Here is a 22,744-nt window from a genome sequence, read left to right on the forward strand (position 1 = left end):
TTTTACCCATGAGAGCGCTCCTTGAAATGAAGAAGTCTCTTCAAGAAAGACTACTTTATTTTCACAGCTGAAAAAAATAAGCACAATAAGAATTAATAAATATCGCATAAAACTATTCGCTTGCTTTTACCAGAAAAAGTCCAGAATTTATATCGCTTATTACAATTACACCACTTTCAAAAAAAGGATAAACATTCCAAACTCCATTAAAATTAACTCCGTTATTTGAAGGGTATGAATCAAAAAAGCCAATTTCTTCCATCACTCCATTAGCTACATTTTGGATGTTAGCTTCTCTAAAGCCAGCGGTATAATTTGAAATAAATAAAGAATTGTTTTTGCTGTAAACGTTATGATCGATCGCTTGGGTAGGGCCAAGATAGGTGTGATGTAAAACAGGATTATCTAAATCCTCTAAATCAAAAACTAAAGTCTTGGTTTGCCCACCAAAATTAATTTCATCTAGCTCATCTCCCAAATAATAAAACCTATGATCTTGAGCAAGCCAACCTTGGTGAGTATACCCCCCATTGCTGTAGGTCATATTAGAAATTAATGTTGGATTAGACTTATCTGTTACATCTACAATAACTACCTGATTATTATCTCCTCCATCACTATTGCTGCCAAATAAAATCTCACGTCCTGTATAATCTAAATCAGGGCCGTTATACGTAACAATATGAGCATCATGTGTGTAGGACTCCTCAGAAAATCCGCCTACTAAAGTTGGGTTTAAAGGATCATTAATATCAATAAAAGCAGGTCCACCTTCATACAAACTACTTCCAATAACATAAGCAATTCCAGTAGATTCGTTTATCGCAATGTTATGTGCATTTCCAAAACCAGTAAACCGAGCGTCTGCAGTAAAATTTTGCTTGGAAGGAACCGCTCTTAAACGGGTTAAGTCAAATACTTGCATCCCATGATTAGCTGCCTCGCTAACAATAAAAGCATGATTTCTATAAACTTTAATATCCCTCCAGGTACTCGGATTTGTAGCCGTACTTAATTTACCCAAATAAATCGGTTGATCAGGGGTAGTAACATCAACAAATGCAGTCCCGTTGTTGAGACCCATCAGTACATATTCCTTCCCAGTAAGTGGATCAGTCCATCCCCAACTATCATTTCCAGATTCAGCTTCAAAAGTACCTAGAGAAACTACAGCTTGGAGGTCATAACCAGAACAAGGATAAACCCCTGCTTGCCCTCCCTCGCACGGAACAAAACCGCTGGGGGGAATTAACAATGTTGGCTCAGATGGCACGTAAGGTATTCTTTCTATTTCATTAGAACATCCCCAAAGGAATAAAACAGAAATCAAAAATATATTGATTTTAAATTTCATAAAAATTTTAGTGTATTGGACTCTAAAGATAAACTATCCAATAACCCTGCCAAAATCTTAGGGTTTATTTGGAGAAACCTCTTATTTTTGCAAAATGCTAGAAGATAAAAACATCCCTAAAACACCTATTGCTAACCTGGGTGAATTTGAACTGATTCATACAATCACTAAAGAATTTAAAATCAATGATTCCTCAACGCAAGTAGGAATTGGAGACGATGCTGCAGTAATTCAACACGGTTCCGACGAAACTCTTGTTTCCACTGATTTATTGATTGAAGGGGTTCATTTCGATTTAAGTTATATGCCACTTAAACATTTAGGTTATAAAGCGGTAATGGTTAACCTTTCGGACATTTACGCGATGAATGGCATTGCAACACAAATTACAGTTTCTATTGCTTTATCGAACCGTTTTCCACTAGAAGCAGTTGAAGAGCTCTATGCTGGAATCAATTTAGCTTGTAAAAATTATAAAGTAGACCTAATCGGTGGAGATACAACAAGTTCTACAAAAGGCTTAATAATTTCGGTAACTGCAATTGGTAAGGCTCCAAAAAAAGAAATAGCCACGAGAAGTGGAGCGAAAGAAGGAAATTTAATCGTTGTAACTGGTGATCTTGGTGGCGCCTATATGGGGCTTCAGGTTTTAGAACGAGAAAAAGCTGTATTCCAAGTAAACCCGCAATCTCAACCCGATTTGTCTGAATACAGTTACTGTATTGAAAGACAATTAAAACCAGAATCTAGAACAGACATAAAGGCTTTACTTAATGACCTAGATGTTCAACCCACTTCAATGATTGACGTCAGTGATGGGCTTTCTTCAGAGTTAATACATATATCTAAAGCGTCTAAATTAGGATGTCAAATATATGAGGATAAGCTTCCTATTGACCCTGAAGTTGTAAAAACATGTGAGGAGTTTAAGATCAATAATACTACTGCTGCACTTAATGGTGGAGAAGATTACGAATTATTGTTTACCATAGAGCAAAGTGATTTTGAAAAAGTAAAAGGACATCCTCATTTAAGCATAATAGGTCATATGACCGATGAAACTTCTGGATATAATATGGTAACTGGACTGGGGCAACAAATAGAATTAACCGCCCAGGGGTGGAACGGAATAAAAGAAGAATAAAACTAACCTAAGGCTACGTCAAGGCACATCATGATAATAAATCCACCGATGAAACCAAGGGTTGCAATGTCTGTAAATTTATCTTGCTGTGTTTCGGGTATTACTTCTTCTACTACTACAAAAATCATTGCACCAGCTGCGAAAGCTAATGCATAAGGAAGAATAGGGGTGAAAAAAGTAACAGCAACTGCACCAATAACTGCTGCCACGGGCTCTACTGCTGCAGACATTTGACCATACCAAAAACTCTTAAATCTACTCAGTCCTAGGCGTCTTAATGGCATGGAAACTGCAATTCCCTCTGGAAAATTCTGTATTCCAATTCCAATAGCTAATACAACCGCTCCTGCAATAGATGCCTCCGGAATTCCAGCTGCAACACCTCCAAAAAGAACACCAATAGCTAAACCTTCGGGAATGTTATGTAAAGTAATTGCCAAGACCAAAAGTGTTGTTTTGTGCCATGGAGTTTTTATACCCTCACTTTCTTTAAAATTTATATGAATGTGAGGTAATATTTTATCTAATCCAAAAATAAATAAAGCACCTAAACCAAAGCCAATTGCTGCGGGCATTACTTTTACAAAACCTTCCCCTGGACTCATTTCGATTCCTGGAGCAAGCAAACTCCAAAAACTTGCAGCAACCATTACTCCTCCTGTAAACCCAAGCATACCATCTAAAAAAGCACGATTCATATTCTTAAAAAAGAAAACAAAAGATGCTCCAAAGGCAGTTAAACCCCAAGTAAATAGTGTTGCATACAAAGCACCAAGTACTGGGTCGATGTTTTCAAAAAAAGAAATTAAAGTTTCCATATCGGATCGTTTTTTTAAATCTTTTGCAAATTTAGTTAAATTACTGTAAGAAAGCTATCAATCGAATCGTTTCAAATCTTTATTTTTAGAGAATCTATGGAAAAGGAAAACCAGTTTGACTATATTATTTGTGGGGGCGGTGCTTCTGGGTTAATGTTAGCTCATAAACTTTCTGAAGATTCGTTCTTTAATCGAAAGCAAATATTGATCATAGAAAGGGATTCCAATAAAACAAATGATAGAACTTGGTGTTTTTGGGAAGAAAAAGAATCCGATTTAGACGCTATAATCCATAAAAGGTGGAAAAAAGCAGTGTTTAAGTCTACTGAATACTCAAAAGAAATCAATCTAAACCCCTTCCAATACAAAATGATTCGCGGGATTGATTTTTATTCTAAAATTACAAATGAGTTAACGAAAAAGAAAAACATCACCTTTGTTAATGACAAAATAAAATCAATTGACGATCATGGGGGAATTGTAGCGGTTGTCTGTGAGGAAAAGACTTACAGCGGTTCAAAAGTTTTTTCGAGCATACCAGACAAAGAATATCTAAATAGTACGACTAAATTTCCCGTTTTAAATCAGCACTTTATTGGGTGGTTTGTGAAAACAGAGCAGGCTATTTTTGATCCAAAAACAATACAGTTTATGGATTTTGACTTACCTCAAAAAGGAAACACAAGGTTCATGTATGTTCTTCCTTTTTCGGAGACTGAAGCCCTTGTTGAATATACTTTATTTTCTAAAGATCTCTTAAAAAACGAAGAATATGAAGCGGAAATTAAAAACTATTTAAACAAAAAAAAGGCAGGAGATTTTTCGATTACAGAACGGGAACAAGGAAGTATTCCAATGACTGCATATCCTTTCTGGGAAAAAAACTCAACTAACGTCATGCGAATTGGAACTGCTGGTGGTTGGACAAAAGCTAGCACAGGTTTTACTTTTCAAAAAACTGTACGTAAAACAAAAGAAGTAGTTGAATTTCTAAAAGAGGAAAAACCTTTAAACGCTATGAATCAAAAAAATAGATTTTGGTTCTACGATCTTCTTTTTATAGATGTATTGAGTAAACACAACGAAAAAGGATATCATTTGTTTTCGTTGATGTTTAAAAAAAATAAATCAGAACATATTTTTAGGTTTTTAGATGAGCAAACTTCTTTTTTTCAAGAGTTTAAAATTATGCTGAGTTTTCCAGTTGGACTTTTTATTAGGGCGCTTTGGAAACGAATTTTCAATTAAAGTTTACGTTCCATAAGCTCAAGAGCAAATGCTTTAAACACTTTTTTCTTATCCTCATTTATCGAAAATTGTTCGACTTCCACTAAAGCTTTTTCGGTGTACATTTTCATCATTTGTTGAATTTCTTCAACCGCTCCTGACCTAAGAAATATGTTTTTTACTTGCTCAATTTTCTCTGAAGGATTTGAAGGAGTTGATTCAAAATGCTTTTTCAAAATATCCCGATCAGAAGAATCACTCATTTCGAGCGCCAAGAGATATAGCATGGTTTTTTTATTTTCAATAATATCTCCTCCTATTTGCTTACCAAAGGTTTCAGGATTACCAAAAGCATCTAAATAGTCATCTTGTAATTGAAAAGCCAATCCTAATTCTATTCCAAAATTATAAAAAGACTGACTCGAAGATTTTGACAAACCTCCAACCAGAGCACCCATTTGTAAAGAACAACCTAAAAGTACAGCAGTCTTATACTCAATCATTTTTAAGTATTCTTGCTTTGAAACAACTTCTTGATTTGGGAAATCCATATCATATTGCTGTCCTTCACATACTTTTCTAGCCGTAGCACTAAAAAGTAGGGTCAGTTCTTTAAATAAGTTGCCAGAATAAGAATTTAAGCATTCATAGGCCCAAACTAACATTACATCCCCGGAGAGAATCCCGGTATTAGCATCCCATTTTTGATGAACTGTTTCTTTCCCCCTTCTTAAAGGAGCTTCATCCATAATATCGTCATGAACCAAACTAAAATTATGAAACACTTCAACTGCGAGTGCAGCTGGAAGAGCTTTTTCAAAAGAATTATCCACTGCATCTGCAGCTAATAATGCTAAAACTGGTCGTATTCGCTTTCCTCCTAACTGCATGATATAAGATGCGGGTTCGTATAAACTTAAAGGTGATTTTTGGGGAAGTTGACCTTCCATATATTTAAGAAAAGCAGTTTGATATTGTGAAAGCACAGTAATTTATTTTTTTACAAAAATAACCTTTTTTATGGCACTATTTATTTTAAAAAAATACTTCGGAAACTTTTTTGGTTTTTAAAGTTTCCATGCATACATTTGCACTCTATTTATCTGAAATGAGAGATGTTATTATAGAAAAAGCTTCAAAACTTTTTCTTCAACTTGGTTTTAAGAGTGTTACTATGGATGACCTTGCGGTTTCTTTAGGAATTTCTAAAAAGACTTTATACATTCATTTTGAAAATAAATATGAGCTCGTAAAAGAAGTAACTTTTACCATTTTTGAAAAAGTTATTGGAGACATCATTCAGTTCAAAAATGAAGCAGAGAACCCAATAGAGGAACTTTATTGCGTTAAAATGGAAGCGATGAAGTACTTAGGAAACGAAAAAACTTCACCCAACTATCAGCTACAAAAATACTATCCTGACGTATATCAAAACCTCCGAAAAAAAGAATATCAATATCTAGGAAAGTTTGTTCAAAGCAGTCTGCAAAACGGTATTGATTCTGGAATTTTTAGAAGTGAAATTGATGTAAACTTTGTTTCTAGATTATACTTAAACGGAATGCTCGGAATTAGAGATATTGAAATATTTCCAATTGAAGAATATAAAATTGAAGATCTATTTGAAAATTATTTAGATTATCATCTTCGAGCTATTGTAACAAAAAAAGGACTCAAAACACTAACCCAATTCAAATCAATCTCTTAAAAATTATGAGAAAAACATTTTTTTTCCTGCTCTTAAGCTGGAATATTTCGAGCCTTGTTGCTCAAGAAACCCCCAAATCTGTTTCTTTAGAAGAAGCTATTGAATGGGGTCTTGTAAACAATCGCACGATGCAAAATGCTAATCTTCAGCGTCAGAAAGAATACAAACAGAAATGGATAACTCTGTCTATTGGTTTTCCTCAAATCTCTGCTAACCTCAACTATCAAAATAACATTGAACAACCTGTTTCTCTGATACCTGCTGAAATATTTGGTGGACAAGCTGGACAATTTTCTGAAGTAACCTTTGGTACTAAACAAACCGCCATGGGGTCTGTAGAAATGAGACAGTTATTGTTCGACGGAACCTACGTAGTTGGAGTTCAGGGAATTAAACATTTTCTTGAGATTGCTGATAATGTGCTTGAAAAAACACAATTAGAGGTACAGCGAATTATTGTAAACTCTTATTTAGGAGCAATTTCGGCTAAAGAAAATGTTTTGATTCTAGAACGTAACATTGAAGCTTTATCAAAAAATATTGAAGAAGCGCATCATCTTTTTAAATCTGGTTTCGGAGAAGAAGAAAGTGTTGAGCAACTAAGATTAACCCTTTCTGCTCTTAATAATCAATTAGACTATGCCAAAAGTATGGGAGAATTAACCAATAGCGGAATGAAATTATTGCTCGGGATTCCCCTAGAAAATCCGCTGGAACTTACAGACGACTTAGAGCGTTTAACCCTAGAAAACATAACCCTAGAAACAATAGATCCGGGGTATGAAAATAACATTGATTTACGAATTGCGGAAAACAAAATAACAACAGAAGAGTTCATGTACCGATTGGAAAGAGCAAAATCACTTCCTAGCCTTACTGCTTTTATAAACGGAGCCTACATGGGGAATAATGATGAATTCACTTTTACTGCACCAGAACAAAAGTGGTTTGGATCTGCTGCATTTGGAGTACGAGTTCAAATTCCGGTGTTTAGTTCTTTCGGAAGAACCGCTAAATCACAAAAGGCAAAAATTACACTCGAACAAGCAAAAACTTCTTTCATAGAAACTAAAGGGAAAATTCATGTTGCATATGAAGAGGCTAAGAATAATTATCAACTAGCAATTAAAAATCATTACAACGTAAAAGATCAACTGGACCTTGCCGAACGAATTGAAAAGAAAAACAAAACTAAATTCTTTGAAGGTTTAGCTACAAGCTTTGAGTTGCGTCAAGCACAAATTCAATTATACTCAATACAACAAAACTACATACAATCGATGAGCGAAGTAGTTTCTAAGAAAACTGCGCTCGACATAATCATAAATCAAAACCCTCAATAATACATAGCATGAAAAAGTTATTCGCACTATTTACTCTTTTACTCTTTATCCAATGTGGATCTTCAGACAAAAAAACCGTTGCAGAAATAATCTCTGAGGGAACTCTAGAAGAAATTCAAGTTTTAAAAACTACACACGTTAAAACAATCAATCAATTAAAAAAAGAACTGGATCAACTTAACGAAGTAATTGAAAGTAAGGATCAAACTCAAAAATTTGCTCTTGTAGGTTCTATTGAACTTAAAGAAGAATCTTTTAATCATTATGTCTCTTTTCAAGGATCTATCGATAGTGATAAAAACATTTTAATCTACCCTGAAATCCCTGGGTTACTCAAAGATGTTCATGTTAAAGAAGGACAAAAAATTAAAAAAGGAACCTTACTTGCCGAAATATCTGACAGTGGTTTAATCGATCAGTTAGAGCAGCTACAATTACAATTGAAACTTGCTAAAACAACTTTTAAAAGACAAGAAGCTCTTTGGAACCAAAAGATAGGCTCAGAAATTCAATTCTTACAAGCTCAAACCAATTATTTGAGCCTTGAAAAAAGTGTATCCCAAATGAAAGATCAGGTTGCTAAAACAAAAATCACTGCTCCTTTCGACGGTATAATCGATCATATAGTGGCTGACCAAGGTAGTAATCTTGCTCCAGGAATGACTCCTGTTTTACGCATCGTAAACTTGGACCAAATGAAGGTTAGTGCTGAAATCCCAGAAATCCACCTTCCCAATATCAAAACAAACACTTCAGCTAAAATTTATGTTCCCGTAATTAATGCTGAATACAACGAAACCGTAAACAGTGTAGGTAATTTTATTAACCCCAACAACCGCTCTTTTAGAGTAGAAATTTCGATAAATAATAAAAATGGGACTTTAAAACCGAACATGACTGCTGAAATTGAAGTTAATGACTACAGTAATCCTAATGCAATCTTGGTTCCTATTAAAAATATACTAGAAAACCAAGATGGAGCAAGTTATGTGTACAAACTTGTCTTAGAAGACGCTTCCAGAAACATTTACAAGGCCGTTAAAACTTTTGTAAAACTTGGAGCAACTACTAATAATAAAGTAGAAATTCTTGAAGGACTTAAAGCGGGTGATCAAATCGTAGAAGATGGTATCCGATTGGTAAAAGATCAGCAATTAGTAAAAAACATCTAGTACCCAAATAAAAAACATCAATGAAAAAATCATCTGAATTAAAAGAGTTTTCTCTATCCTCTTGGGCAATAGACCACAGTACGGTCATTTATGTAATAATTTCTTTATTCTTTCTATTAGGTGTTTCCTCTTACCTAAACATGCCTAGAGAAAATTACCCTGAAATAAACACAAATGAGGTTTTTGTTAGTTCTGTTTTCCCAGGAAATACTGCAGAAGACATGGAACGCTTAATAACCGACCCTTTAGAAGAAGAGTTAAAAGGGGTTCCTAACCTGGTTAAAATAACCTCAACCTCATTAGAAAATTTTTCTTTAATAACCGTCGAGTTTGACGAGAACATATCCAAAGAAAGTGCTAAAATAAAGGTTCAAGATAAAATCGACGCAGTTACTTCTAGTGCCGATTGGCCTACTTTTAATAATGCAAAGGTAGAACCAACTTCTTTCGAGTTTAGCATATCCGAAGAGGTGCCTATTCTTAATATCGGACTAAGTGGGGATATTCCAATAGAGGAAATGAAATTCTACGGGGAATTACTGCAAGACAAAATTGAACAAATGTCAGAAATTAAGGAAGTTGCACTCCGAGGAGTTCAAGACTTCGAGGTTGAAGTTTCCCTTGATTTAATGAAAATGAATGCTGCTACAGTTTCTTTTAATGACGTTATTAACGCAATTGCTAGAGGGAACAGTACCGTTTCAGCAGGTAATATTGAGGGTAACGGTTTGAGGAGAAATATCCGCGTTCTTGGCGAAATTGAATCGCCTGAAGAATTAGAAGACTTTGTTATTAAAACTCAAAATGGTGTTTTGTCTCTGGGAGATATAGCTACTGTAAGTTTTAAAGAAAAAGAAAAAAACTCTTACGCTCGTTTAGATAGAGAGTCAGCTTTAGTGCTTGATGTTAAAAAACGAACTGGTAAAAACTTAATTCTTTCGGTTGAAAAAATTAGAAAAATAGTTGATGAAGTTATTGAGAACGATTTTCCGAGTACAATTGAAGTAGACATCTCAAATGACCAATCAAATACTACCAAAAACATTGTAAGTGATTTAGCGAACAACATCATCTTCGGTGTGATTCTAGTAATTACAGTTTTAATGTTCTTTTTAGGGTTTAGAAATGCACTTTTTGTAGGGTTTGCAATCCCGATGTCTATGTTCATGTCCTTCATGATTTTAGGATTCTTGGGACAAACCATCAACACTATGGTTCTTTTTGGACTGATTATGGGACTAGGAATGTTAGTAGATAACGGAATTGTAGTTGTCGAAAACGCATACCGTTTAATGGAAAAAGAAGGAATGGGAGCTATAGAAGCTGCAAAAAAAGGGATTGGTGAAATTGCTTATCCTATCATCATTTCAACTGCAACCACAATTGCTGCGTTCGTTCCTCTAGGATTTTGGCCAGGAACTATTGGTAAGTTTATGATCTATTTTCCAATAACTCTTTCTATAGTTTTAGGATCCTCTTTGATCGTTGCGATCTTTTTTAATTCCATGTTAGTTTCAAAATTCATGGAAATTGAAGACCGAGAAATTAGTCAGAAAAGCTTGTGGAGATTGACCTTTATATTAGGTGGACTTGGGGTTCTTTTATTGTTCAACAGTGGAACAATTCGAGGTCTTGGAACACTTATGGTTTTCACAACCCTCCTATTCTGGGCTTATAAATTTTTTATCAAAAAATGGGCCGTCTATTTTCAAAATGTAATTCTAGTAAATCTCGAAAAAAGATATACCAAAGTACTGAGGTTTGCCCTTACAGGAAGTAAGCCTTACATATTTTTATTTTCAACGATTGCGCTTCTTTTTTCGTCTTTCATCATCCTTGGAATTGCATCTCCGAAAGTTGAGTTTTTCCCAGAGAACCAACCGCAGCAAATATTCGTTTATATGGAATATCCAGAAGGAACTTCCATTGAAAAAACAAACGCTGCAGCCAAGTTAATTGAAGCAGAAATATTTGAAGTTATTTCTCAAGACAAATACATGGAAAATGGGAATAATTTCATGATCGACTCTAATGTTTCTATGGTAGGGGCTGGTGCTCAAAACCCAGAAACAGACAAGGGTGGAGATCAAGACATGCCTCATAAAGCAAAAATTACATTAACCATGTCTGAGTTTAAGCTTAGACAAGGTCTTTCAAGCGAAAATTTAAGAAAAGAAATCCAAGCTAAACTCCAGAATAAATATGCTGGACTTTCAATTTCTGTAGAAAAGGAAGGGGCTGGTCCACCGGTAGGATATCCAGTTAATATTGAAATTAAAGGAGAAGATTATGACGAACTTATTGCCATTGCAGAGCAATTAAAATCTTACCTAGGAAAAGAAAATATTTTAGGTGTAGAAGAAATTAAAATTGATGTAAATAAAAGTAAGCCAGGTCTTGCGGTTCACATCGATCGTAAAAAAGCTGGTGGTCTTGGAGTTTCGGGAGGCCAAATTGGTCAGCAAATGAGACGATCTCTTTTTGGAGAAAAATCAGGTATTTTCAAAAAAGATGGAGAAGATTATGACATCAATGTACGATTTGATGAATCTTACAGGAAAAGTACTTCAGCGCTTTTAGATCAGTACATTGTGTTTCGTGATCAAGCTTCTGGGAAAATAAAAAAAGTACCCATTAGTGCTGTTGTTGACATCGATAATTCTCTTTCTTTTAGTGCAATTAAACACAAAGAATTACGCCGTGTAGTAACTGTTTATTCTGCTGTACTAGCTGGATATAATGCTAACGAGGTAGTGGATCACGTAAAAGAAAGTATTGCTGGTTTTGACGGTTTCCCTAACGATGTCGATTATCAGTTTACTGGAGAAGTTGCAGAGCAAGAGGCAAATATGAGTTTCCTTTTAGGTGCACTTGCAACTGCGCTTGGATTAATTGTTTTCTTACTGGTACTTCAATTCAATTCCATCTCAAATCCCCTCATTATTTTGCTTTCAATTTTCTTAAGCTTTACTGGAGTTTTATATGGAATTAGCTTGTTTGGAATGCCTTTTGTAATCATGATGACCATGATGGGGATTATTTCACTCTCTGGAATTGTTGTAAATAACGGGGTAGTTTTAATTGATTATACGCAACTTCTTATTGCTCGTAAAAAAGAAGAATTAGGGATTCCTTTCGATCAAATGCTTCCGAGACTAGAAGCTAGAGAAGCTATTGTTCTAGGAGGTACTGCTCGTTTACGACCTGTACTTTTAACTGCAATCACAACCATATTAGGATTGATTCCATTAGCAACAGGGCTTAACATTGATTTTACTTCTTTGGTTATCAATTGGAATCCTAATATTTATGTTGGAGGAGACAATGTGATTTTCTGGGGACCTTTAGCATGGACTGTTATTTTTGGTTTGACATTTGCAACTTTCTTAACTTTAGTTATTGTTCCAGCCTGCTTTTACTTGGTATATCGATTAAAATTAAAGATTAAAGCCCTTCGTGACTCATAAAGAAGTTTGAACTTAATACCTTTGCAAAGAATTATATTACTATGCTTAGAACAAATACTTGTGGGGAGTTAAACCTTTCTCACATTGGAAATAAAGTTACCCTAGCCGGATGGGTTCAAAAAACTCGTAATAAAGGGTTCATGATTTGGGTGGATTTAAGAGACCGTTATGGCGTTACTCAAATTATTTTTGACGAAGAACGATCGGATAAAAAAACACTTGAAATGGCTCAAAACTTGGGGCGAGAATTTGTAATCCAAGTCCAAGGAACCGTAATCGAGCGTGTTTCTAAAAATCCAAACCTTCCCACCGGTGATATAGAAATCCTTGCAGAATCTTTTCAGATTTTGAATGCTTCTAAAACTCCGCCTTTTACTATTGAAAATGAAACTGATGGTGGAGAAGAATTGCGAATGCAATATCGCTACCTTGACATTAGAAGAAACCCCGTGCGTGAAAATTTAATTTTTCGTTCTAAAGTAAGTTTAGCAATTCGAAATTATCTATCCGCTCATAATTTTATTGATGTTGAAACTCCCTACTTAATTAAATCAACCCCAGAAGGAGCTCGGGATTTTGTTGTCCCTTCTCGTATGAATTCTGGAGAATTTTATGCACTTCCACAATCCCCTCAAACCTTTAAACAATTGCTTATGGTTGGAGGTATGGATCAATATTTTCAAATTGTTAAGTGTTTTCGAGATGAAGATTTGAGAGCAGACCGACAGCCTGAATTTACTCAAATTGATTGCGAAATGACCTTTGTAGAGCAAGAAGATATTCTCTCTCGCTTCGAAGGATTGCTGAAGCATCTTTTAAAAGAAATAAAAGGAATTGAAGTTTCTGAATTTCCTAGAATGACCTATGCAGAAGCAATGAAAAAATATGGGAATGACAAACCAGACATTAGATTTGGAATGGAATTCGCAGAATTAAATGACATTGCCCAAGGAAAAGGTTTTCAGGTTTTTGATCAACAAGAATTAATTGTTGGTATTGCTGTCCCAGGGGCAGCTTCCTATACTCGTAAGCAAATTGACGCATTAATTGACTGGGTAAAAAGACCTCAGATTGGTGCAAATGGCCTGATTTGGGTAAAATGTAACGAAGATGGAAGTTATAAATCTTCGGTAGACAAATTTTACTCTCAAGATGATCTTAAATCTTGGGCATCTAGAGTAGAAGCAAAAGCTGGAGATCTGATTCTAGTAATGGGCGGTGATGCAAACAAGACTAGAGGACAGCTTTCTGACTTAAGAATGGAGATTGCAGAACAATTGGGACTAAGAGATCCAAATGTATTTGCTCCGTTATGGGTTGTAGATTTCCCCTTACTAGAATGGGATGAAGAAAGTAAACGTTTCCACGCAATGCACCATCCGTTTACCGCTCCAAAACCAGAACAAATGAGTTTATTAGCAACAGATCCTGGTGCTGTTAATGCAAACGCATATGACTTAGTTTTAAATGGAAATGAAATTGGTGGAGGTTCCATTCGTATTCATGATTCGGAAGTTCAAGAAACCATGTTTGACCTTCTAGGATTCACCAAAGAAGAAGCTCAAGCTCAATTTGGTTTTCTTATGGAAGCGTTCCAATATGGAGCTCCCCCTCATGGTGGAATAGCTCTAGGTTTGGATCGTTTGGTTGCAATTCTGGGTGGACAAGAAACCATTAGAGATTTTATTGCTTTCCCTAAAAATAACAGTGGCCGTGATTTAATGATTAATGCACCTGCTGCTATTGATTCGATGCAATTGGAAGAACTTAATCTAGCCCTTAAGCAAGAAGAGTAATGGAATTACAAGGGAATTTACTTTTAAAAAAATTCCTTATTTGGAGAATTAAGCACATTCCGAACAAACAGTTTGTTTATTTAGTCAGTATTGTTGTTGGAATATTGTCTGGTTTACTTGCTGCGTTGATGAAAAATACAACCTATTTTTTTCAGGAGCAGATCACCAGTGTAAACTTTGAATACCAATCTATTTTTTACTTTATCTTTCCTATTATAGGGATAATATTGACCCTATTAATCATTCGTTTTGGAATTAAAAGACCCGTAAATCACGGAATCCCATCGGTTTTGTATGCATTGTCTAAACGTAAAGGACTCATGCCTGCTTATCAGATGTTTGCCTCTGTTTTCACAGCTCCCATTACCATAGGGTTTGGTGGTTCCGCTGGATTAGAAGGCCCAACAGTTTCTGGGGGCGCTAGTATAGCGTCTAACTTATCTAGATTATTGCATTTAAACCAAGCTACCCGGAATCTTTTAATAGGGTGTGCAGCAGCAGGAGCAATGTCTTCTATTTTTAAAGCACCAATTGCTGCTATAATTTTTGCAATAGAAGTTTTCAGTCTTGACCTTACACTTGTATCCCTTTTACCTTTATTATTTGCTTCTATTTCAGCACTTTTAACGACTTACTTTTTTTTCGGATCTACACAACTTCTACCATTTGAACTAAAAGATGAATTTAATTTAAACCACTTTGGTTATTATATGATTTTTGGCTTAATCACTGGTCTTGGATCAGTATATTTTACAAAAGTGTATTTATGGATTGAACGATTTTTTGAAACAAAATTAAAAGGATACCAAAAAGTTCTTCTGGGAGGAATCTGCTTGAGTGTTTTAATTGTATTAATTCCACCCCTGTATGGAGAAGGTTTTGAAACTATTAATAACCTATTGAGAGAAGACTATACAAGCGCTATAGGAACCTCTTTTCTAGTGGATGATTTTGACCAGACGTGGACCGTTATTTTTTTACTTCTTGGTCTAGTTGTTTTTAAGGTTATTGCTACAAGTCTAACCTTTGGAGCTGGAGGAAAAGGAGGTGTTTTTGCGCCTGCATTATTTATGGGAAGTGCTCTGGGGCATGCTTTTGCTAAAATTGTCAATGCAATTTCAAGCAATTCAATATCGGTGAGTAACTTCACTTTAGTAGGGATGGCTGGTATGATTGCAGGAATTCTTCATGCCCCTCTCACTGCAATATTCTTAATTGCAGAATTAACCGGAGGGTATAGTTTATTTTTACCCCTTATGATTACGGCATCGTTGGCTTTTGCCATTTCTAAATTCTTTGAACCTAATACAGTATATACCTCGGATTTAGTGAAAAAAGATGCTTTACTAACCCACGACAAAGACGACACTATTTTAACACTCATGCAGTTGGATAAATTAATCGAAAAGAATTTTTGTGTTTTAGCTCCGTCGATGACTCTAGGTATGATGTTAAAAGAAGGAGTAGCAAAATCTAAACGCAATTTATTTCCTGTTTTAAATGAAGACAAAGATCTTTTAGGAATAGTTTTGTTAGATAATGTAAGAGAATTTATGTTTGATTCCACTTTGTACGATAATGTATATGTTCAAACTTTAATGCAAATTCCTCCGAATGTTATCAATTATGAAAAAGACAACATGAAAGTAATCATGCGAAAATTTCAGGACAGTAGTGCTTGGAATTTACCCGTTTTAAAAGAGGGGAAGTTTATTGGATTTGTTTCTAAATCTAAATTACTATCTGTTTACAGGAGGGAACTTATTCGGGTAAGTGATCCTCTGTAATTTTTAAATTTATTAAATGAAATATATACTTAGAATTTTGTTTTTTGTGATGATAGGACTTCTTGTTCGGGGATATTATGTAAAGGAACTAATTGATTATAAGGAAGGTGAAAAAATAATTGGTCTAGGGGTCTTATTTGGAGCCTTTATTTATTTACCAATATTTCTTTATCATCGATGGAAAAATAAAAATATCTCAGATTATATGCTTACAGATGATAATATGAAAAAAATGACAGACAAAAAAAAGTAAATCCATTGACAGTCAATATTTTTCCGTTATTTTTTTATGAAAATTTAAACATAATTCTTAATTTAATGGTCTTAATACATTTTTATGACAGGTACAGTTAAATTTTTTAATGCATCAAAAGGTTATGGTTTCATAACAAATGATGAAACTGGGCAAGACATTTTTGTCCATGTGACGTCTCTTAATGGAGAAACTCTAAATGAGGGCGACAAAGTAGAATACGTTGAAGAGGAGGGTAAAAAAGGAACTGTTGCAGGACAGGTTCAGATTCTATAAAAACATTTTATTTTGGTAACATAAAAGCACTTTTTTAAGTGCTTTTTTTATCTCTTACTTTTAAAAAATTGCTCCATCAGTTCTGCTGATTTTTCAAATAAAACTCCCCCAACTATTTTTGTTTTAGGGTGAGGTTTTGCCCCTTGAGAAAGAAAACCTCTTTTTTGATCCGATGCGCCAAAAACAATACGATCTAATTGACTCCAATACAATGCACCCATACACATCACACAAGGTTCGAGTGTGACATATAAAGTACATCCCTTTAAATATTTCCCATTCAAATAATTTGCTGCAGCAGTAATTGCTTGCATTTCTGCATGGGCAGTTACATCTTTTAGCCGTTCTGTAAGATTATGAGCTCGAGCAATGATGCGTTGGTTTACAACTACAACAGCTCCTACAGGAACTTCATCCTGCTCAAAAGCTATTTCTGCCTGCTCTAAAGCTTTTTGCATAAAATAGGTGTCGTCTAATTCCATGTTTTAAAAGTAATCATTTCACAATTCATAATACTCAATTATCTACTACCTTTGTTTTGTGAAAAATGAAAACATTTTATCAAATATTAAATATCCGGAAGAACTGCGGGAATTAAAACCTTCGGATTTACTTCTTTTAGCTAAAGAATTACGTCAAGAAATAATTGATGTAGTTTCAACTAAAGAGGGTCATTTGGGAGCCAGTCTCGGAGTGGTTGAGCTGACTGTTGCTTTACATTATGTTTTTAATACTCCTGTTGATCAACTTATATGGGATGTTGGGCATCAAGCTTATGGGCATAAAATCCTTACCGGAAGAAGAGATAAATTTCATACCAATCGTCAATTGAATGGAATAAGTGGGTTCCCAAGCAGAAAAGAAAGTACATACGACGCTTTTGGAACTGGACATGCTTCAACTTCTATTTCTGCAGCACTTGGAATGGCATTAGCTAATGAATATAAAGGAGATTCAAGAACACACATTGCGGTTATTGGCGATGCATCTATTGCAGGAGGAATGGCACTCGAAGCTCTAAATCATGCGGGAGTAAGTAATGCAAATCTGATTATTGTACTGAATGATAATGCAATAGGAATAGACCCTAGTGTGGGTGCTTTAAAACATTACTTTGAAAAAGTAAAGCATCAGCAATCCGCTTCAGAAAATGTTTTTAAAGCATTAAATATTCCGTACACAGGTCCTATAGATGGGCACGACCTAAAAGGTTTAGTTGATGCTTTTAAAAAAATTAAAAAAGAAAAAGGTCCCCGCCTAATTCATGTTGTTACTACTAAGGGAAAAGGGCTAGAGCCCGCCGAAATTGATCAAGTTACTTATCATGCACCAGGAAAATTTGACCGTAAAACAGGAATAATAATCCCAAAAACAAAACAACCAACTTCTAAATTTCAAGATGTATTTGGAGAAACATTAGTCGAACTAGCGAAACAAAACAAATCCATAGTGGGAATTACCCCTGCAATGCCCACAGGAAGTTCAATGAAATTAATGATGGATGCATTTCCTAGTAGGAGTTTTGATGTTGGAATTGCAGAGCAGCATGCTGTAACACTAGCCGCTGGAATGGCAACTGCAGGCTTACTCCCTTTTTGTGCTATTTATTCTACTTTTTTACAACGTTCTTTTGATCAGGTAATCCACGATGTTGCTCTTCAAAATTTAGGAGTAATATTTTGCCTCGATCGTGCCGGACTAGTCGGGCAAGACGGTCCAACGCATCATGGTGTATTTGATATACCAATGCTTCGTGTTGTTCCTAATATTCGAATACTGGCTCCTAGAAACGAAATACAACTCAGAAATAGCCTATACACCCTTCAGCTGGAATTAAAAGGACCCGTTGCCATACGTTATCCGAGAGGATATGGAAGAATAAGTGACTGGAAGCTTCCCTTCCAAAAAATCGATCTCGAAAAAGGGACTTCAATTAAATCTGGAGAGGTTCTAGCTGTTATTTCTATTGGCACTATGCACGACAATGTATCCAAAGCTATAGAGATGGTAGAACAAAAATGTAATCCTGGGCAGTATGACCTAGGCTCGATAAAACCCTTAGACGAAAAACTTTTACATCAAATATTTAAAAAATACACGACCATCATTACAGTTGAAGATGGAGCTGTTTTTGGTGGAGCTGGGAGTGCTATTTTAGAATGGGCAAATATCAATGGATACAGTCATTCGGTCAGAACAATAGGTATTCCTGATAATTTCATTTCACATGGAACTACTTTAGAACTCCAAAAAGAAGTTGGATTAGACCCTGATTCAATTGCTAAAGAAATATTGAATATCTTAGAGATAGGATCTTAATTTGAAATAACCACAGCGTTACCTCGGGTTTCAGCCCTGTAAAACAGCAAGGGATATAATTGTCCTGAATCTTCTGGAGGGTTTAGCAACTGGCCTGTTGCTAGACTATATTGAAATGAATCACAAGCGCATTCTGTTAGTACTCCGTTTAGTTGAGTTTGAGAACACGTATTAGGCACATGATTTGGGCAGCTTGCATCCCAAGCAAAATAATCCGACCCGTTGAGATTAAAAACCAAAACCCCCTTATGTCCAATTTGAGGAATCAACAAGGAACCACCCGCAAATCTGAGGTCATCGTATTCTGGTAAATTTAAATTAATTTGAAATTGAAATCTATATTCTTGTAAATAAGGATTTCTTTCTACCTCCGAATTAGAGCACGAAACGAATAGAAAGGCTAAGAAAACAATCCTACACAACTTCTTTTTCAAAAATAGGGTTAAATCACTCAAATTCTTATATTTGTATAAACCCTTCCTTATTTGGCAGGGTTTTTTATTAGCATTAAAATTAAGTAAAAATGAGTAAAACATCCTACTACACTCAAGAAGGTTTAGATAAATTAAAAGAAGAACTAAACCACCTTAAAGATATTGAACGCCCAAAAGCTTCTCAAGCAATAGCTGAGGCTAGAGACAAGGGTGATTTAAGTGAAAACGCTGAATATGATGCTGCTAAAGAAGCTCAAGGTATGCTAGAAATGCGCATTGCTAAAATGGAAGAAAATTATGCAAATGCACGTCTCATAGATGAGTCACAATTAGATGTATCCAAAGTATTGGTTCTTTCGACGGTAGAATTATTAAATAAATCTAACGGCATGAAAATGACCTATACTCTAGTTGCTCAAAGTGAAGCCGATCTAAAGTCAGGAAAGATATCTGTAAATTCTCCTATAGGTAAAGGTTTACTTGGTAAAAAAGTTGGAGAAATGGCACAAATCAATGTCCCTAACGGAACAATTGAACTAGAAATAACAAAAATTAGCAGAAACTAGATGGCTAGTATTTTCTCAAAAATTATTGCTGGAGAAGTTCCATGCTACAAAATTGCTGAAGATAATCATCACATCGCCTTTCTCGATGTAAATCCGAATGCAAAAGGACATACCTTGTGCGTTCCAAAAAAAGAAGTAGATAAAATCTTTGATCTAGACCCTCAAGATTATATGGAATTAATGAATTTTTCTCGAAAAATTGCTTTAGCAATGAGATCCGTAATCCCATGTAAGCGAATTGGAATGACCGTTATTGGCCTTGAAGTTCCTCACACCCACGTACATTTAATACCTCTAAATGGAATGGACGATGCAACTTTTGGGAAAAAAGAAACCATTGATGCTGAGGAAATGAGTGCTTTGGCTACTAAAATAGCCGCTGCTCTTTAAACTATTTTATTTTTTCAATCGGATCTGAAAAGTAGATCCCTTACCGAGTTCTGATTTCAAAACACTTACGGTTCCTTTGTGGTATTCTACTATAATTCTTTTTACCAAGGAAAGCCCCAAGCCCCAGCCTCGTTTTTTAGTAGTAAAGCCTGGATTAAATATTCGTTTTATGTTTTTAGGAGCAATTCCTTGCCCAGAATCAGAAACAAGGATAGAAACAATTTGAGCAGAATGGGATACTTTGATCGTCAATACACCTTTCCCTTTCATTGCATCTATTGCATTCTTAATTAAATTTTCTAAAGTCCAACTGTATAAAGGGATATTTATAGGAATTTTAATCACTTCCTCTGGCAGGTCAACAGACCATTCGATCAATTGAGAGCTCCGTTTTTTTAAATAAGCAACTGCCTCTTTAGTCGCTTCAATAACATCGCTGTTTTCTAACTCTGGTAGCGAACCAACCTTCGAAAAGCGCTCCGTAATTACGGTAAGACGGTTAACATCTTTTTCCATTTCATCAAGCGATGCTGGGGCAATATTTTGTTCTTTTAAAAGCGTAATCCACCCCATTAAAGAACTCAAAGGAGTTCCAATTTGGTGCGCTGTTTCTTTTGCCATTCCAGCCCATAGACGGTTTTGTTCTGAAATTCTTGAGGTTTGAAAAAAGAAAAACAAAACAGTTGTAAAAAGTGAAAGGATGAGCAGCAAAACTAAAGGGTAATACTGAAGCTTTTTGAGTAACTCGGAGTCCCCATAAAATAATGTTTGATTCACTATATTCTTATACTGAATTGGTATTGAACTATTCTCCCTCTTGAATTGATTTAATAAATTATATAATTCTAACGAGTCCTTGTCTTTAGAAACATCCCATTCAATATTCTTAAAACCTTTAATATAACCCGAAGAATTTACCCGAATCATTGGGGTCACTCCTATTTTCTGAAGTACATCAAACGCAAGAACGCCATAATCTTTGCTTAGGTCTGTATTTTGAATTAATTCCTGTTGAGCAGTAGCCCATAATTCCATTTTTACACGTTCTTCTTCCTTTAAAATCTGAAAAAGAATATTGGTATTCCACAAAATAAGGGCAACAATACCAAAAACGGATAAAAACATCCAAGGTTTAATCTTATTCTGAGAAGAAAAACTGCGCATAATTAAAAATCTACTGCAACGAAGATAAGATAAAAAGGAAAAAGGGATTGAATGAAGCTAGCTAGGTAAATTTTTATATTTTTGTCGCTAGTAAAATTTAAGAAACATGGAAGTAGTAGGTAAAGTAAAATGGCTTGATGAAACAAAGACATACGGAAGTAATGGATTTAGAAAACGTGAAGTTGTAATCACAACTGAAGAACAGTATCCACAACACATATTAGTTGAATTCGTTCAAGACAAATGCGAGTTATTAGATTCGTTCAATGTGGGGCAAAACGTGAAAATCGGAATCAATCTCAGAGGAAGAGAGTGGGTAAACCCTCAAGGAGAAACAAAATACTTTAACTCTGTTCAAGGATGGAGAATCGAGGGTCAATCTGCTGGAGCACCATCAGAGATGCCTCCAATGCCACCACCAGCTTCGTTTCAAGCAACTGAAGAAGCGGATAAGAATGTAGAAGATGATCTTCCATTTTAAAGAAGTCTTTCGTCAAAAAACGCTTATACATTGAACATAAGGAAGCTAGTTCCAAACTTTTAGTAAAAAAGATTGTCTGGCTATTGGCAAAAAAAAATTAATGTAGTACATTTGCAGCCCTCTAAAGGAGGAAAACGTACACATAAAAAACATATATTGTGAATACACTAAGTTACAAAACTATATCTGCTAACAGCAACACCGTTGATAAACAATGGGTTGTAGTAGATGTTGCAGGAATGCCCCTAGGAAGAATGGCTTCTGAAGTTGCCAAAATCATTAGAGGTAAAAACAAACCGAATTACACTCCACACGTAGACTGTGGCGATAATGTTATCGTTATAAATTCAGATAAGATTGAATTATCAGGAGACAAGTGGAAGCAAAAAGTATACATTCGTCACACAGGTTTTCCTGGAGGACAGCGCAAATTAACAGCTGAACAATTATACAACAAGAGTTCAACTCGTTTAGTAGAAAATGCTGTACGTGGAATGTTACCAAAAAATAAATTAGGTGCTGTTTTATATAGAAACCTGAAAGTATTTAGTGGAGCGGAACATACTCATGAAGGGTTAAATCCAACTACTATCAAATTAAGCAAATTCAAATAATGGAGGTAATACACACAATCGGACGTCGTAAGACTTCAGTAGCTCGAATTTTCATTTCAGAAGGAAAAGGAGCAATGACCGTTAATAAAAAAGATTACACAGAATATTTCCCAACACCAACTTTACAGTACAAAGTGGTTCAGCCTTTTGCTCTTACAGGAACAGAAGGAAACTATGATGTAAAAGTAACCGTTGTAGGTGGAGGAACAAACGGACAAGCGGAAGCAGTTCGTTTAGCTATTTCTCGTGCATTATGCCAAATCAACGAAGAAAACCGCGAAACTCTTAAGCCAGAAGGTTTATTAACTCGTGATCCTCGTATGGTTGAGCGTAAGAAATTCGGTCAGAAGAAAGCTCGTAAGAAATTCCAGTTCTCTAAACGTTAATATTTTTTGTCCTTTTTAAAAAAAGGATTCGTTCATATTTTAATA

22 protein-coding genes are annotated in these 22,744 nt (G+C 35.3%); 16 read left to right on the forward strand and 6 right to left on the reverse strand.

Annotated features, from left to right (window positions below; translation table 11 throughout):
* Positions 1-112: 112 nt before the first annotated feature.
* Positions 113-1,354 carry a choice-of-anchor B family protein gene (locus tag NG655_RS00005; RefSeq protein ID WP_252157295.1) on the reverse strand — a complete coding sequence of 414 codons (1,242 nt, stop codon included), beginning with the start codon at positions 1,352-1,354 and terminating at the stop codon, positions 113-115.
* A gap of 94 nt (positions 1,355-1,448) precedes the next feature.
* On the opposite strand from NG655_RS00005, the gene thiL reads away from it, so the two are divergent.
* Positions 1,449-2,498: a thiamine-phosphate kinase gene (thiL, locus tag NG655_RS00010; RefSeq protein WP_252157296.1), complete on the forward strand. Its 1,050-nt coding sequence runs from the start codon at positions 1,449-1,451 to the stop codon at positions 2,496-2,498.
* Positions 2,499-2,500: 2 nt separating this feature from the next.
* Here thiL and NG655_RS00015 read toward each other — a convergent pair whose 3' ends face one another.
* Positions 2,501-3,316, reverse strand: a complete 816-nt coding sequence (locus tag NG655_RS00015) for a ZIP family metal transporter (protein WP_252157297.1) — start codon at positions 3,314-3,316, stop codon at positions 2,501-2,503.
* A gap of 96 nt (positions 3,317-3,412) precedes the next feature.
* Here NG655_RS00015 and NG655_RS00020 point away from each other — a divergent pair, with 96 nt between their 5' ends.
* Positions 3,413-4,564, forward strand: a complete 1,152-nt coding sequence (locus tag NG655_RS00020) for a lycopene cyclase family protein (protein ID WP_252157298.1) — start codon at positions 3,413-3,415, stop codon at positions 4,562-4,564.
* Here NG655_RS00020 and NG655_RS00025 read toward each other — a convergent pair.
* Positions 4,561-5,529, reverse strand: coding sequence for a polyprenyl synthetase family protein (locus NG655_RS00025; RefSeq protein WP_336511169.1), 969 nt, complete (start codon positions 5,527-5,529; stop codon positions 4,561-4,563). The two genes, NG655_RS00020 and NG655_RS00025, sit on opposite strands and share 4 nt — an antisense overlap.
* A 92-nt stretch (positions 5,530-5,621) precedes the next feature.
* Between NG655_RS00025 and NG655_RS00030 the strand changes: the two genes are divergently transcribed.
* The 8 genes from NG655_RS00030 (at position 5,622) to NG655_RS00065 (ending at position 16,345) form a co-directional block, all read left to right on the forward strand.
* Complete coding sequence (locus NG655_RS00030) at positions 5,622-6,251, forward strand: TetR/AcrR family transcriptional regulator (RefSeq protein ID WP_252157299.1); 630 nt, start codon at positions 5,622-5,624, stop codon at positions 6,249-6,251.
* 5 nt (positions 6,252-6,256) lie between these two features.
* Positions 6,257-7,594 carry a TolC family protein gene (locus NG655_RS00035; RefSeq protein ID WP_252157300.1) on the forward strand — a complete coding sequence of 446 codons (1,338 nt, stop codon included), beginning with the start codon at positions 6,257-6,259 and terminating at the stop codon, positions 7,592-7,594.
* 8 nt (positions 7,595-7,602) lie between these two features.
* Entirely contained in the window at positions 7,603-8,766 is a 1,164-nt protein-coding gene (locus NG655_RS00040) for an efflux RND transporter periplasmic adaptor subunit (protein ID WP_252157301.1), read from the forward strand.
* Between the two features lie 20 nt (positions 8,767-8,786).
* A complete protein-coding gene (locus tag NG655_RS00045; RefSeq protein WP_252157302.1) occupies positions 8,787-12,233 on the forward strand; it encodes an efflux RND transporter permease subunit in 3,447 nt (1,148 codons plus the stop codon).
* A gap of 41 nt (positions 12,234-12,274) precedes the next feature.
* Entirely contained in the window at positions 12,275-14,029 is a 1,755-nt protein-coding gene (gene aspS / locus NG655_RS00050; RefSeq protein ID WP_252157303.1) for an aspartate--tRNA ligase, read from the forward strand.
* Complete coding sequence (locus NG655_RS00055; RefSeq protein ID WP_252157304.1) at positions 14,029-15,816, forward strand: chloride channel protein; 1,788 nt, start codon at positions 14,029-14,031, stop codon at positions 15,814-15,816. Before aspS ends, NG655_RS00055 begins: the two co-directional genes overlap by 1 nt.
* A 16-nt stretch (positions 15,817-15,832) precedes the next feature.
* Complete coding sequence (locus NG655_RS00060; protein WP_252157305.1) at positions 15,833-16,069, forward strand: hypothetical protein; 237 nt, start codon at positions 15,833-15,835, stop codon at positions 16,067-16,069.
* 84 nt (positions 16,070-16,153) lie between these two features.
* Entirely contained in the window at positions 16,154-16,345 is a 192-nt protein-coding gene (locus NG655_RS00065) for a cold-shock protein (RefSeq protein WP_252157306.1), read from the forward strand.
* A 47-nt stretch (positions 16,346-16,392) separates the two neighbouring features.
* On the opposite strand, the gene NG655_RS00070 is transcribed toward NG655_RS00065, so the two are convergent.
* Entirely contained in the window at positions 16,393-16,827 is a 435-nt protein-coding gene (locus tag NG655_RS00070) for a nucleoside deaminase (RefSeq protein ID WP_252157307.1), read from the reverse strand.
* Between the two features lie 58 nt (positions 16,828-16,885).
* On the opposite strand from NG655_RS00070, the gene NG655_RS00075 reads away from it, so the two are divergent.
* On the forward strand, positions 16,886-18,664 hold the full coding sequence (locus NG655_RS00075; RefSeq protein WP_252157308.1) for a 1-deoxy-D-xylulose-5-phosphate synthase: 1,779 nt from the start codon (positions 16,886-16,888) through the stop codon (positions 18,662-18,664).
* Here NG655_RS00075 and NG655_RS00080 read toward each other — a convergent pair.
* The gene (locus tag NG655_RS00080) at positions 18,661-19,098 is read right to left on the reverse strand and encodes a Rieske (2Fe-2S) protein (protein WP_252157309.1); all 438 of its coding nucleotides are present in this window, start codon (positions 19,096-19,098) and stop codon (positions 18,661-18,663) included. The genes NG655_RS00075 and NG655_RS00080 overlap by 4 nt on opposite strands.
* A gap of 89 nt (positions 19,099-19,187) precedes the next feature.
* On the opposite strand from NG655_RS00080, the gene greA reads away from it, so the two are divergent.
* Together greA and NG655_RS00090 are read left to right on the forward strand one after the other, a co-directional pair.
* The gene (gene greA, locus NG655_RS00085) at positions 19,188-19,664 is read left to right on the forward strand and encodes a transcription elongation factor GreA (RefSeq protein WP_252157310.1); all 477 of its coding nucleotides are present in this window, start codon (positions 19,188-19,190) and stop codon (positions 19,662-19,664) included.
* A complete protein-coding gene (locus NG655_RS00090) occupies positions 19,665-20,054 on the forward strand; it encodes an HIT family protein (RefSeq protein WP_252157311.1) in 390 nt (129 codons plus the stop codon).
* Positions 20,055-20,060: 6 nt separating this feature from the next.
* Here NG655_RS00090 and NG655_RS00095 read toward each other — a convergent pair whose 3' ends face one another.
* Positions 20,061-21,218: a sensor histidine kinase gene (locus NG655_RS00095; protein WP_252157312.1), complete on the reverse strand. Its 1,158-nt coding sequence runs from the start codon at positions 21,216-21,218 to the stop codon at positions 20,061-20,063.
* 106 nt (positions 21,219-21,324) lie between these two features.
* On the opposite strand from NG655_RS00095, the gene NG655_RS00100 reads away from it, so the two are divergent.
* From NG655_RS00100 to rpsI, 3 genes are all read left to right on the forward strand, one after another.
* Positions 21,325-21,699 carry a DUF3127 domain-containing protein gene (locus NG655_RS00100; protein ID WP_252157313.1) on the forward strand — a complete coding sequence of 125 codons (375 nt, stop codon included), beginning with the start codon at positions 21,325-21,327 and terminating at the stop codon, positions 21,697-21,699.
* A 158-nt stretch (positions 21,700-21,857) separates the two neighbouring features.
* A complete protein-coding gene (gene rplM / locus NG655_RS00105; protein ID WP_252157314.1) occupies positions 21,858-22,313 on the forward strand; it encodes a 50S ribosomal protein L13 in 456 nt (151 codons plus the stop codon).
* Complete coding sequence (gene rpsI, locus NG655_RS00110; RefSeq protein ID WP_252157315.1) at positions 22,313-22,699, forward strand: 30S ribosomal protein S9; 387 nt, start codon at positions 22,313-22,315, stop codon at positions 22,697-22,699. The genes rplM and rpsI overlap by 1 nt, the downstream gene beginning before the upstream one ends.
* The last annotated feature ends 45 nt before the right edge of the window (positions 22,700-22,744 follow it).

The sequence above is a fragment of the Candidatus Arcticimaribacter forsetii genome, from assembly GCF_910589745.1.
Lineage (GTDB): Bacteria > Bacteroidota > Bacteroidia > Flavobacteriales > Flavobacteriaceae > Arcticimaribacter > Arcticimaribacter forsetii.